Source organism: Acinetobacter sp. 148 (assembly GCF_031196675.1).
GTDB lineage: Bacteria > Pseudomonadota > Gammaproteobacteria > Pseudomonadales > Moraxellaceae > Acinetobacter > Acinetobacter baumannii.
In genome coordinates this window covers 1-12,815 of the sequence record NZ_JAVIMT010000085.1, presented here as the reverse complement: position 1 = coordinate 12,815, position 12,815 = coordinate 1, and the positions used below count along the sequence as shown (strand labels likewise).

11 protein-coding genes are annotated in these 12,815 nt (G+C 35.8%); 5 read left to right on the top strand and 6 right to left on the bottom strand.

The features are described from left to right. The first annotated feature begins 91 nt into the window (after positions 1-91). Positions 92-2,296, top strand: a complete 2,205-nt coding sequence (locus RFX69_RS15395) for a TonB-dependent siderophore receptor (RefSeq protein ID WP_289332783.1) — start codon at positions 92-94, stop codon at positions 2,294-2,296. A gap of 55 nt (positions 2,297-2,351) precedes the next feature. On the opposite strand, the gene RFX69_RS15390 is transcribed toward RFX69_RS15395, so the two are convergent. Beyond that, on the bottom strand, positions 2,352-3,770 hold the full coding sequence (locus RFX69_RS15390) for an aspartate ammonia-lyase (RefSeq protein ID WP_215763692.1): 1,419 nt from the start codon (positions 3,768-3,770) through the stop codon (positions 2,352-2,354). Positions 3,771-4,183: 413 nt separating this feature from the next. Here RFX69_RS15390 and RFX69_RS15385 point away from each other — a divergent pair, with 413 nt between their 5' ends. The 4 genes from RFX69_RS15385 (at position 4,184) to RFX69_RS15370 (ending at position 7,490) form a co-directional block, all read left to right on the top strand. Further along, complete coding sequence (locus RFX69_RS15385; protein WP_000922089.1) at positions 4,184-4,369, top strand: hypothetical protein; 186 nt, start codon at positions 4,184-4,186, stop codon at positions 4,367-4,369. A gap of 91 nt (positions 4,370-4,460) precedes the next feature. Next, positions 4,461-4,682: a hypothetical protein gene (locus RFX69_RS15380; protein ID WP_125507878.1), complete on the top strand. Its 222-nt coding sequence runs from the start codon at positions 4,461-4,463 to the stop codon at positions 4,680-4,682. A 777-nt stretch (positions 4,683-5,459) separates the two neighbouring features. Further along, positions 5,460-6,356: a LysR substrate-binding domain-containing protein gene (locus tag RFX69_RS15375; RefSeq protein WP_001047845.1), complete on the top strand. Its 897-nt coding sequence runs from the start codon at positions 5,460-5,462 to the stop codon at positions 6,354-6,356. 237 nt (positions 6,357-6,593) lie between these two features. Continuing rightward, positions 6,594-7,490: a LysR family transcriptional regulator gene (locus tag RFX69_RS15370; protein ID WP_001983834.1), complete on the top strand. Its 897-nt coding sequence runs from the start codon at positions 6,594-6,596 to the stop codon at positions 7,488-7,490. A gap of 60 nt (positions 7,491-7,550) precedes the next feature. Here RFX69_RS15370 and RFX69_RS15365 read toward each other — a convergent pair whose 3' ends face one another. The 5 genes from RFX69_RS15365 to RFX69_RS15345 all read right to left on the bottom strand — a co-directional run bounded on the left by RFX69_RS15365 (position 7,551) and on the right by RFX69_RS15345 (position 12,789). Further along, entirely contained in the window at positions 7,551-8,723 is a 1,173-nt protein-coding gene (locus RFX69_RS15365; RefSeq protein WP_000095308.1) for a thiolase family protein, read from the bottom strand. Between the two features lie 65 nt (positions 8,724-8,788). Then, on the bottom strand, positions 8,789-10,198 hold the full coding sequence (locus RFX69_RS15360; RefSeq protein ID WP_215763664.1) for a short-chain fatty acid transporter: 1,410 nt from the start codon (positions 10,196-10,198) through the stop codon (positions 8,789-8,791). A 116-nt stretch (positions 10,199-10,314) separates the two neighbouring features. Beyond that, positions 10,315-10,956, bottom strand: coding sequence for a 3-oxoacid CoA-transferase subunit B (locus RFX69_RS15355; RefSeq protein ID WP_289332782.1), 642 nt, complete (start codon positions 10,954-10,956; stop codon positions 10,315-10,317). A 1-nt stretch (position 10,957) separates the two neighbouring features. After that, positions 10,958-11,662: a CoA transferase subunit A gene (locus tag RFX69_RS15350; RefSeq protein ID WP_289332781.1), complete on the bottom strand. Its 705-nt coding sequence runs from the start codon at positions 11,660-11,662 to the stop codon at positions 10,958-10,960. Positions 11,663-11,907: 245 nt separating this feature from the next. After that, on the bottom strand, positions 11,908-12,789 hold the full coding sequence (locus tag RFX69_RS15345) for a LysR family transcriptional regulator (protein WP_000172956.1): 882 nt from the start codon (positions 12,787-12,789) through the stop codon (positions 11,908-11,910). Positions 12,790-12,815 lie beyond the last annotated feature (26 nt).

Here is a 12,815-nt window from a genome sequence, read left to right as displayed (position 1 = left end):
AAAATACAGAATATGTTGTTTCTCAATATATGTAGCTGTATTCTTGCGTGGCTAAAAATCGGCTCAGCACTTATTTCTAGCGCTTCAAATTATGCACGGTATGGCAGGTAGTTATTCAATGGAAAGACGTTCGTTAAATCTTCACTTCATGACATGCTCTAAAACAGCATTGGCTTCATCTATTGCACTCATAACATCTGTCGTCTATGCAAATGAAGCGGAGGTTTCGCAGCTCCCAACCATTACTGTGAACGCTACACAAAATAGTGATGCACTATACACATCAAAAAAAGTGAGTTTATCTGGTTTTCAAACTGGTGATGTAAAGAAAGTACCTGCATCTATTACCACCATTACATCTGAACGTATAGCAGATCAACACGCAAAAACACTGACCGATGTGATTAAAAATGATTCATCCTTAGGCGATGGTTATGCCGCTATTGGTTACTATCCAAACTTTGTAGCACGTGGTTTCGCACTCGATTTAGGCTCAAGCTATCTCATTAATGGCCATACCATACGTGGCGAACAAAATGTAGCTTTAGAAAATAAAGAACAAGTTGAAATCTTAAAAGGCATTTCTGCAATTCAAAGTGGAATGTCGACACCAGGTGGTGTGATTAACTATGTAACCAAAAGACCAGCCGATGTTAAAAACATTACAGTCGATGCAAATTCAGAAGGTGGTTATACACTGGCAACGGATGTAGGCGGCTTTGTTAATGATAGTTTTGGTTATCGAATCAATTTAGCCCATGAAAGCATCCATCCAAATGTTGATCACGCAAATGGTAAACGTGAGTTTGGTTCAGTAGCTTTAGACTGGAAAATTAATGAGCGTTCTAAATTATTGTTTGATATTGAAGCTCAGCATCAAAGTCAACGTTCAGTACCCGGTTATCAACTGCTTGATGGGCAAGAAGTACCAACAAATGTAGATCAAGACCGTTTATTGGGTTACCAGTCTTGGAGTAAACCTGTTGTAAATAACAGTCTAAATGCGAGTTTGAAATATCAATATGCATTTAACGATCAATGGAATGGTAGCTTAAGTGCGTCTCAAAGCCGTGTTGTGATTGATGATAATAGTGCTTTCCCATGGGGATGTTATAGCAGCATTTGTGAAGTTACCGGTTTGGGCAATACTTTTGATAAACACGGAAATTATGACATTTATGACTTCCGCAGCCCAGATGATACACGAATTACTAACCAGTTCGCTGCTGGGTTAAATGGTCAATTCAACACTGGCAATATTCAGCATCAAATCGCTTTCGAATTACAACGTACATATAAAACCTTAAAGCACCATACACCACTGAATGTAGCGGTAGGAACAGGCAATATCTATGAAGATACGGTCGACTACAGTCCTTCATCGGAAAGCCCTGGCGATCGTTACAAAGCTCTAGAGAGTAATCAGACTGCACTTACTGTATCTGACCGAGTTCAATTTAATGATCAATGGTCAACTCTACTCGGTGGAAAACTGATTCACCTTGATGAGCAAGCTTATAATTCAGATGGGCAGCAAAGCCGTGATACGGATTTAAACAAATTCTTGCCACAATTAGCACTCATGTATAGTCCAACTTCCACGACTAATCTTTATGCTTCATATGCCAAAGGATTATCAGATGGTGGTGAAGCTCCGTGGTTCGCTAATAATGCTCTAGAAGTTCTATCTCCTAAAAATTCTGAACAATATGAAGTTGGTGTTAAACAACAAATACGCAACTTCTTAGTAACAGCAGCTATTTTTGATTTAAAACAAGACAATCAATATAGCAAAGTAAATGCAGATGGAACTTTCGATTTTATTGAACAAGGCGAACAACACAACCAAGGTATTGAGTTAGGTTTAACGGGCGCTTTAACCGATACAGTTGACGTAAGCTCTGGCGTTACCTATACCAAATCTCGTCTTGTTGATATTGATAATGACAGCTACAAAGGGTATCAAACTCAAAATGTACCAAAAGTCCGCGCAACTGCGCAGTTATCTTATAAAGTACCTTCAGTTGAAGGATTAAGATTATTGAGTGGTATGCAATACAGTAGCAGTAAATATGCAAACAAAGAGGGAACGGCAAAAGTAGGTGGTTATAGCGTCTTTAATATTGGTGCTGCCTATAAAACAAATTTTGCTGGGCATGACACAACTTTTAGATTCAATATTGATAACTTGTTTAATAAGAAATATTGGCGTGATGTAGGGGCATTTATGGGTGATGACTATTTATTCTTAGGTAATCCACGTACAGCCCAATTCTCTACAACTTTCAGTTTTTAAAATATAGAACAAATAAAAAAGGAGCTTATAAAAGCTCCTTTTTTATTTTCAGGAATTAAGCCGACATTTTTGGTTTAACCATATTATTAATCGACAAGATCTCATCAAGCACTTGGGCTGATAATAAACCTTCATTTTGAACTAAAGCCAATACGCTTTGCCCAGTTTCGTTTGCAGTTTTAGCAATACGAGTTGTAGTTTCATAACCTAGGTATGGGTTAAGTGCAGTCACAATACCAATTGAATTTTCAACCAAAGCTTTACAGTGTTCAGGGTTCGCCGTAATCGTATCAATACACTTAGTTTGGAACATTGCCATTGCTTTACCAAGCAAGTCCATCGATTCAAACAGTTTGAATGCAATAAGTGGTTCCATTGCATTTAACTGTAATTGACCAGCTTCAGCAGCTAACGTTACAGCCAAATCATTTGCAATGATCTGGAAGCAAGCAAGGTTCATTGCTTCAGGAATAACTGGGTTTACTTTACCTGGCATGATCGAGCTACCAGGTTGACGTGCTTCTAAATTAATTTCATTAATGCCAGTACGTGGACCACTTGAAAGTAAACGCAAGTCATTGGCAATTTTTGAAAGTTTAGTTGCAGTACGTTTTAATAAACCAGATAAAAGAACAAAGTCACCCATATCAGAAGTTGCTTCAATCAAATCTGGAGCTGACTTAATTTTCTTACCAGAGATTTTTGCAAGTGCTTGAATCGCGAGTTCACGGTAACTATATTCAGTGGTAATTCCCGTACCAATCGCTGTACCGCCAAGATTCATATAAGCTAAAACATTTGGAATAAGCGTATTAATTTGCTCAAGGTCTTTTTGTAGAGTTACCGCAAAAGCACCAAACTCTTGACCTAATGTCATAGGCACAGCGTCTTGTAACTGAGTACGACCCATTTTTAAAATGTGTGCAAACTCTTGAGATTTATTCAAAAAGCTAAGAATCAAATTGTTAAATGGAAGATTTAACTCATCTAGGCTAAGTAATAAACCTAAACGAATTGCAGTAGGGTATACGTCATTTGTTGACTGCGACATATTAATGTCGTTATTTGGATGTAAGTATTGATATTGACCTTTAGAATGGCCCATATATTCTAAAGCAACGTTTGCCAATACTTCATTTGCATTCATATTGGTTGAAGTGCCAGCACCGCCTTGCATCATGTCGATTGGGAACTGGTCATGGAAATTACCACGAATAAGCTGATTACAGCTGTATTCAATCGCTTCAAATTTAGTTTGATCTAAGTTTTTAAGATTGTAGTTTGCTTCAGCACAGGCAAGTTTAACCATAGCTAAGGCTTTAATTAAATTAGGAAAGTTTCCAACTTTGCTATTTGTTAAGTTGAAATTTTCTAAAGCACGTAATGTTTGAACTCCGTAATAATGGTCATTATTGATCTCTCTATAACCAATAAGATCCTTCTCAATACGGGTAGTAATATCAGCGTTCATCATTAAACTTCGAATCAGTAAAGATGATTCATCTTAGAATTCGAAATGCTTCACTTCTAATGCATTTATTAAAGCAATTATGCATTTTTTGCATAACAAAAAAGAGGGTAGTCGAGAAATAATCGTTGGTATATGAGCGTATACAGAATGAATACTTGTTCTAAAGTTTAATATATTCAAATATTTATTTAATTTTATAGATTGGTCAAAGGTGTGAAAATGTAAGTAAATCAAAATTTATACAGAAAACTAAGCAATCATTTCCGTGTATTAAAATCAAAAAAATATTTGATTTTTCATGTGAAAGTTAATTTATATAAGGAAATAATGAGTTTTGTTTAATAAATTTTAATAAAATTGTGATGCATTTCACATAAAAATACTTATAATACAGAAAATTTTGATTTATTAAGTTTATGTTAAAAGTAACTGCTGCTTTATTAATATTGGGAAGTTTTGCTTGTTATCTCCTTTGGGATAATGAAGAAAAAGCTGAAACTAAAAGTTCGCACATGCTTAAAGAAGCTGAGCAATCAATTAAGAATGCTGAGTTATCTATTCAAAAAGCTAAACAAAATATCCCTACTGCATCGTATCAATAATTTAGGCATTCAAGATTATTGTCTGTTAAATAATCTTTTGACTGAAATTTTATAAGGTGTAAGCACGCTGTAAAGAGACAAATGCATGAGAATGAAGTTTATTGCATATGACCCTAACTCTGGTGAGAAACTCAGCTTGAAAGAGCATATTCATCACATGGATAAATACACAACTTATGTTTTTTTTAGTGATGAAAAAGACAATATGGTTTTCAATCCACAGAAAAAACAGATATTTGAAATCAGTCAATATACTTCTAATATGATTGTTGAAATTTCAAGAAAGTTATACTACTTGATTGGTGAATATTAGGTCATTTTGATCAACCCGTCTGCGAAAATCGTCACCGCTTTTAAAGGCGACTCAATACGTTTGCGTACACCCAAATAGATACTTTAGTATAATAGTCGGGATTATCTTTTTATCTTATACTCTTTTCAAATATTGTATTTAAATACAATCAATTATTATGACTGCTTAAATCCTGAAATGAGGTAAGGTAATCATTTTCTAATCAATTATTACCTTACCAACCCATTGAGTGAGTAAAAAATCATTTTTCATGTTTTTTGGGTTAGGCAAAGTAAAAAGGGTATGAAAATAGATTTTTTAACTACCTTTTATAGTGGAAAAGTATCTTAATTAAGATTCTGAAAAATTTAATCAATAACATAAGGATTGGTTATTGAAACAGTTTACAGTCCGCATTCTTCCCCAAGGTGCGGACTTTTTTTATCAATAAAATGTACAAATATAAGTTCGTGCTTATTTCTAAAAGTTATTTTGTTAAGATCACTTATTTATTTTTATGATGGCTTTTTATTGTTTGATTTAAATAATTTTTTTAGCTGAATTGTACTTATGTTCATCTCTTGTCTTGTGAAAACAAATCCTATTATTTTCTTATCTTCTTTTCTATGTCAGAATTATTAAATACTTAATTTTATAGATTGGCTTTGTCCTTTCACTTCTCGCATTTTTGCAGGTACTCCCTATGTTTTATCATTCTTTCTCATCACTAAATTTATTTATGCTACTTCCCAAAAATATCAATTAATAAAATTACAAATCTAAAAGGGAATAGATAAGATGAATTTAGAAGTCCGTTGGGTAGAGGACCTCCTCACATTAGAACGTGAACGTTCAATCTCAAAAGCAGCAGAGAAAAGATTTATTAGCCAGTCTGCATTTACTCGAAGAATTCAACAAATTGAAGAAATGATTGGTGCTGAAGTCATTATTAGGAACAACAAAAACAACATCGAATTTACAGACATTGGTCGAATTTTATTAGTGATGTCTAAAAATATTGAAAAACAGGTAGAGGAGACCGCAAAACTCATTAAAAATATTAAAAATGAAACTGAATCGACCATTCGTTTCTGCGTTGTTCATTCTTTAGCTTCTGGATTTTTAACTACTTTTTTAAAGAAATTTCCTACACTTATTCGTGATTTAAAAATTGAAATTGTCGCAACGAATAGTGGAGAAGGCCTGTCTTTGTTAAAAGAAGGTGCTTGTGACTTTATGATTTGCTATGCAGATAAAAGCAATATTAGAAAAGTGGGGGATGATATTTTAAGTGGGATTAAAATTGCTGAAACGGTTATTGTACCAGTTTCTGCAACTGAACCCGACCATAGCCCGAAACATACAATACAAAGTAACTTTGCCCTGCTAGCGTATAGTAAACACGCGTACTTAAGAAAACTGGTAGATCAACTGATTGAAGGTAAACTTATATATAAAACGTTATATGAAACAGATAATGCCACCAATTTAAAAGAGCTGGTTTTACAAGGTCTAGGGGTTGCTTGGATTCCAAAAATTAATGTTGAAGAAGATCTTGCAGCTGGAAAATTAGTCATTTTAGACCAACAAGAATATTGCCTTGCTCAAGATATTTATATCTTCAAAAATAATTTGAGTGATAATAAGTCGGTACAGAAAATATGGAATGGTTTTAAAGGCCAGCAAGACCTATAACGTCTACTCATTTGAAATGATGAAGTACACGATATTTATATATAAATTAAGCAAATAAGTAGATTATCCTTTGGTCTTTACGATGAAAAGCAGTATAAAGCATTGCCCCTTGTCTAAATTCTTTGATAATTTAGAGTAAATTTCAATAAGTCAAAAGTAGAGTATAGGAGTATTTATCTCTTTCATACCTACTTTGAACTTATTTCAATGGATTATTGAGTCCAAGCGGAGACAATTTTGTTTGATCTAGACAGTAGATTATTAAATATTTTTTATCATATTTATCGGTTCAAAAGTGTTTCAATGGCTGCAGATGCTATTGGTTTGACACAGCCGAGCGTTAGTAATGGTCTAAACAAAATCCGCCAACATTTTAATGATCCTTTGTTTATTCGAGTCGGCAATGAAATGATTCCGACTGAACTGGCAAAGCAAATTTTTCCACTCATTAGTGAAGTTATTGATAAGGTTGAAAGCATTAATAATTTTAATGTGAACTTTGATCCGTTGACCTCAGATCAGTTGTTTACGATCGCGATGACTGATGTATCTCATTTGGTTTTGTTGCCGCAACTAACCAATTATTTAAAAGAAAAAGCACCTTTGATTCGTTTAAATATTAGGCCTATTACACCAGAAACTAGCTATCAAATGGCAAACGGCGAAATTGATCTAGCCATAGGTTTTTTACCACAGTTAGAAGAAGGTTTTTATCAGCAGAAGTTTTTTCGTCAACATTATGTTGTAATTAGCTCAAAAAGCCATCCACGTTTAGACCCAAATAATTTCACTTTAGAGGATTATATGCGTGAATCTCACATCGATATTGATGCGGGTATTGGGCATTATCACATCAAAAATGAGCTACAAAATAAAGGGCTGGATCGAAATATTTTAATTCGCTTACCAAGTTATTTAGGAGTGGGATTGGTCGTTCAGGAAACAGATGCTATTGCCACTGTGCCATATTATTTAAGTCAGGTTTTATTGGTTAGAGAGAACTTACAGATTTTACCGGCACCGCTTGATTTTCCAACTTATGATGTTAAGCAACATTGGCATATGTCTTGTCACCACAAGAGTAGCCATAAATGGTTCCGTCAAACCTGTTATGAGCTATTTAAAACTGCTTAAGAGTTTTAATTATAAAAAAGAAGATGTAAGAAAATCCTTACATCTTCTTTTAATTTTAAATTAAATTTCAATCGCAACGGCTGTTGCTTCACCACCACCAATACATAGGGCAGCGACACCTTTCTTTTTACCTAAGCGTTTTAATGCATAAATAAGAGAAAGGATAATTCTTGAACCTGTAGCACCAATTGGATGGCCTAATGCACATGCACCACCATGGACGTTTACTTTTGCTTCATCAATTCCTAGCTCATGAATTGGTGCCATTGCCACCATCGCAAAAGCCTCATTAATTTCCCAAGCATCTACTTCATCAACAGACCAACCAGCACGCTCAAGTACTTTCTGAATTGCACTAATTGGAGCAATAGTAAATTCGCTTGGATGCTGAGAGTGAGTCGAAGTTGCCACAATTTTTGCTAAAGTATTTAAACCATGGCTTTGAGCATATTCTTCAGTGGTAAGTACTAACGCAGCAGCACCATCAGAAATAGAGCTTGAGTTAGCAGCTGTAATTGTGCCGTCCTTGCTAAAAGCAGGGCGTAAAGTCGGAATTTTCTCAAGATTTGCTTTTAATGGTTGCTCATCTTGATCAATAACTTCAACACCTTTACGGGTTTTTACTTCAACAGGAACAATCTCTTCTTTGAAATAACCTTCCGTAATCGCAGTTTGCGCTTTTTTAAGTGAAGAAATTGCAAAGTCATCCATTTGCTCACGGGTAAAGCCTTTGGTATTTGCCATGTCTTGAGCAAAAGAACCCATTAAACGACCAGTTTCTGCATCTTCGAGGCCATCTAAAAACATATGGTCCTTAATTTCGCCGTGTCCCATACGATAACCACCGCGAGCTTTAGGCAAAATATAAGGTGCATTCGTCATGGATTCCATGCCGCCAGCCACAATAATATTGGCACTGCCTGCTTTTAAGGTATCTGATGCCATTAACACCGCTTTCATTGCAGAGCCGCAAAGTTTATTAATGGTCACAGCTCCGACATGATCAGGCACGCCAGCTTTACGCATGGCTTGACGAGCAGGGCCTTGACCAATACCTGCACTGAGTACGCAACCGAAAATCACTTCATCTACTTGTTCAGGCTTAACACCTGCACGTTGGATCGATTCACGGATGACAGCAGCGCCAAGTTCTGGAGCAGTTAGAGAAGATAAACTACCCTGAAAACCACCCATTGCAGTACGGCTACCTGAAACTATAACAATTGAACTCATCTTAATATCTCTTATTGGTGTATTTGCTAAATTTGCCTTTAGCCTAAACTAAAGGCGCCACTAAATTAAAAAGTTGGAGGGGTATAGCTGAGCGTTCTACCAAAGAACCACAGCAAGAATAAAACTAAAGGAAAATGCACAACGAGCTGAGTCACTGTAAAACCAATCACATCTTTTGCTTTTAGTTTTAAAATGCCTAACATTGGAAGCATAAAGAATGGATTGATTAAGTTTGGTAAAGCTTCGGCTGCATTATAAATTTGTACAGACCAGCCTAAATGAACCTTTAAATCATTTGCTGCTTGCATTACATATGGGGCTTCAATAATCCATTTTCCACCACCTGACGGTACAAAAAATCCAAGTACCGCAGAGTAAATTCCCATCACAATTGCAAAGGTTTCTTTTGAGGCGATTGAAACGAAAAACTCGGCAATATAATGTGACAGCGATAAGTCTTGGCTATTTAAAGCTTGGGTCATAATAAAAGCGATGCTTCCGTAAAGTGGAAACTGAATTAAGATTCCTGATACAGCTGGAACTGCTTTTGAAACTGCATTTAAAAAGTTTCGTGGTGTGCCATGCAATGCTAGACCAAGCATTAAAAACACGAAGTTGTAGGTGTTGAGACTTGAAATGGCAATGATGGGATTGCTTTTTGAAAATTCAAAAAACATCCAGATTAAGCCTAAAACCACCACAATAATCGTTAAGATAGGCGAATTTTCTAACCAGTCACCTGGACGAGTAGATTTTGCTTCATTTGTTTTTTCTTCTTCAAATTGCACATCAAAACTATCAATGGTTTTAACGCTATTGCCTTTTGGGGCAGACCAATATGCAATAGCGATTGAAACAATCACTAAAATAATGGTCATTGCAATTGATTGCCAAAGGAAAATGGTTTCGGTAAATGGAATAACACCAGTCAGGTTATAAATTGACTCAGGTAAACTGGTTTTATTTGCCTGAAGCTGTGCTGCTGATGAACTAATTCCAAGAGCCCAAGTTGCTCCCATACCAATGATTGCGGCTGCCGCAGCAGCACGATAATCCATATTCAGCTCTTTACGTTTTGCTAATGCAATCACTAAAAGTGCAGTAAGAATCGTACTTATTGCCCAATTGACTAGTGAAATTAATAAACTAACGGTTGCCACCAAAACAATAGCACTACGTCCAGAACTTGGAATACGCGCCATTTTTTGGATCAGGAATTTTACGGGCTTAGATACAGAAACGACATAACCTACAATAATGAGCATAGTCATTTGCAGGGTAAAGGGAATAAGACTCCAGAAGCCATTACCAAATGAGGTCGCTACATCATGGATTGGAGCACCAATACCCAACGCGGCAACAGAGACAATAATGACGCCAAGCAGAGCAAAAATATATGAATCAGGAAACCATTTTTCAGACCAGTCACTAATCCGAAGAGCAAATCTTTCAAAAATTCCTTGCTGTTTTTCCATAGCTGAAAAAATCCTTCTCATTCTTATTTATAGACAGCACATCCGGTGCTTGATAGGGCTAAGACTCAAGCTCACTTACTAACTTGAGTCTTGTACAGCTAACTAAGCCTTAGAATTTACGCGACTAAGGTTTTATAAAACTCGACACCTGTAGCAGCTTGAATTTGTTCGAGCGTTACGTCTTTAGCAAGTTCAATGAGCTCTATACCTTGTGGCGTAATATCCATTACGCCTAAGTCTGTAATTACGCGATGAACAACACCTTTACCTGTTAAAGGCAAACTACAGTTTTTCACGATTTTTGGTGTACCGTCTTTTGCGCAGTGTTCCATAAGAACAACAACTTTTTGAACACCAACAACCAAGTCCATTGCACCGCCCATACCTTTGACTTTTTTACCCGGAATCATCCAGTTCGCTAAGTCTCCTTTTTCAGAAACTTCCATTGCACCTAAAATTGCAATGTTGACATGGCCACCACGAATCATGGCAAAAGATTCTGAGCTTGAGAAAAAGGCTGCACCAGGGCGAGCAGTAACCGTTTGTTTGCCGGCATTAATTAAATCGGCATCGACAGTTTCTTCAGTCGGGAATTCACCAATACCTAATAGGCCATTTTCAGATTGAAGCCAAACATTAATATTTTCAGGAATATAATTGGCAACAAGGGTAGGTAAGCCAATACCTAAATTGACATAAAAACCATCTTCAAGTTCTTTTGCAGCACGTTGTGCCATTTCATTACGTGACCAAGCCATTTTATACTGCCTCCGTGCTTAAAGTTTTATGCTCAATGCGTTTTTCAGGTGATGCATTTAATACAATGCGGTTCACATATATACCTGGTAAATGGATTTCATCCGGATCCAATTCACCAATTTCAACCACCTGTTCAACTTCTGCAATTGTAATTTTTCCAGCCATTGCGCATTCGGGATTAAAATTCTGAGCAGTTTTACGAAATACTAAATTACCTGCCTTGTCTGCCTTATATGCTTTAACAAGAGCTACATCGGCTGTTAAAGATTCTTCTAAAATGTAATTTTTGCCGTTGAAAATACGTTCTTCCTTACCTTCAGCAATGAGTGTACCTACGCCAGTTTGTGTGTAAAATGCTGGAATTCCAGCACCTCCAGCACGTAACTTTTCAGCTAAGGTGCCTTGTGGGGTTAGTTCAACTTCTAATTCACCATTTAAATATTGGCGCTCGAATTCTTTATTTTCACCCACATAAGAAGAGATCATTTTTTTGATCTGTTTGGTTTGAAGCAATATACCTAAACCGAAATCATCTACACCTGCGTTATTCGAAATACATGTGAGACCAGTCACACCACTTTGCTTAACTGCAACAATTAGTTTTTCCGGAATTCCACACAAACCAAAACCACCAACAGCAAGTGTTTGATTGTCTGCAATTACATCTTTCAGTGCTGCCTCTGCGTTGGCATAAACATTATTCATTCTGTTGTTTTCCTATATCCCTTAGTGTTTCTAGTTTTAGCATCACATTTTGTGTTATAGAAGTTAATTTTTTTAAATGATTAATAAGTATAATCAATGAATAATATCAAATTAAGAACAAAACTTAAGACGCGTACAAGCTAAAAAATTTAAAAATTACTCTGCAAAATATTGAAACTTTTAAAAATTAAAGAATTTAACTTATCCATAAGCTTAACTTATACTAAAAAACAATCTTTAATTTTTTAAAATTTATATTGAACGAGTGCCTCAATAAATTGAGCAGAAATATTTGAAATTTCAAAGTTCTTTTTATAAACAATTCCTACTGTTTTATGAATGGCTTCATCTTTTAAATCAATCAGTACGTTATGTTCTTTATCAATGTGTTTAGCAAAATGCCTTGGAATTGCACTTACCCCAATTCCATAAGCAACGAAACTTGAAAGAGATGAAATTTGGTGGCATTCAACTTTTAAATCAAGCGTTATATTATTTCGCAAACAATTTTGCTCAACTAAATATCGAACAATTGAGGGTTTTTGCAAAGTTACAAATGGATTTGAACAAAGCTCATGCCATGTAATAGAAGATGATTGAGCGAGTGGGTGACTCTTAGGTAATAGAGCTAAGAAGTCTTCTTCAAACAACGGTTTAAACTCTAAACCTTCGGTGAGATCTGGTTCAAAACAAATACCAAGCTCAAAAATACCATCTTGTACTTTTTCTATGATGGTCTCATTTGGAATATCGTGAATTGAAAAATTAAGATTGGGATGGACTGCTAAAAATTGATGAATCACCTCTGGCAAAATTGCATGGGTCACAAAGGGCATTGAGGCAATACTTAATGTTCCACGATTGAGTTTAAAGCGTTGTTTAACATCGTTTTCCATTTCATCCCAATTGGCGAGTAATTTTTTTGCATATGGAATGAGTGATTTACCTTCTTGAGTAAGCTCAACTCGGCGTGTATTACGGTTAAACAGTTTACCGCCTAATTCTTCCTCTAAGCTTTTGATGGTGAGACTTAAAGCAGATTGGCTGAGATGTAACTCTAAAGAAGCATTGGCATAGTTGAGTGTACGCGCAAGGGCCAAAAAAGCTTTTAGTTGTTTAAGCGTCATTTCTTTCTGATATACGCTGAATTATC